2 protein-coding genes are annotated in these 739 nt (G+C 41.5%); both read right to left on the bottom strand.

Going from position 1 to position 739, the window contains the following annotated elements:
- A partial coding sequence (locus tag DYY66_RS04775) for a hypothetical protein (RefSeq protein ID WP_166286666.1) occupies window positions 1-262 on the bottom strand: 262 nt, incomplete at its 3' end.
- A 54-nt stretch (window positions 263-316) separates the two neighbouring features.
- Window positions 317-739 (bottom strand): hypothetical protein (locus tag DYY66_RS04770; RefSeq protein WP_166286664.1); only part of this gene is annotated, 423 nt, incomplete at its 5' end.

The raw sequence follows: 739 nt of genomic DNA, 5'->3' as shown, positions 1-739 counted from the left end.
AAAAAGCATTGAGGATCTCATCAGGTGGACTAGATGTTATCTCAAACTCAAAATTTCTCCTGCTACATTCATTTCTAAAATTATCCACGCAACACCTGTTGATAGTTGCATTGGTAATACCCATAAACAACATCTCCAAGAAATTAAATTCTTCTTCTATTGCAGTGACAAGGTTAAACCCCTCGTTGGCTTTTTTGCCACATCCACCGCATTGTATTGCTACTCCTGTCTCTGCATCCGTAGTCAACACTCCATAGATCATGGTATCAATATCACACCAGATCTGCTTAACCTTTTTCGCCTATCCATGGAACCATCAAAACCTAACCCAGAACCAGTCAGACGACTCTATCTTCTGTATTGCCATCAAAAACGCATCACCAAGGTCAAATGACAACACGCTCTTGTCGGGATGCCCTGCATCATTGAACCTAACCGACTTTAGCTGCGAAATCAATTGCGTAAACTTGGGATGTATTCTAACACGTCTTTGTCTGACATAGCTTGCAGCAGTAATTGTCATATTTGACAGATCCCTTCTAAATGAGACCTTTCGTATCTCCACATTGGAACCTATCAGTTCCTTGATCAATCCAGGACTGGTGTCGTCGACTGCAACCATCTTCCATGTCTTACTCAAATGTACCAAATGGTCAACCATGTCACTAGGAGATGGCCTGTCGTATTCCTCTGCAGCTTTGATGTAGATGACTCCATCAATTTTTTCTGCAATCACAAT

This window comes from Candidatus Nitrosotalea sp. FS (assembly GCF_011319475.1).
Lineage (GTDB): Archaea > Thermoproteota > Nitrososphaeria > Nitrososphaerales > Nitrosopumilaceae > Nitrosotalea.
The sequence above is the reverse complement of the archived record's forward strand: the minus strand, read 5'-3'. Positions and strand labels throughout refer to the sequence as shown.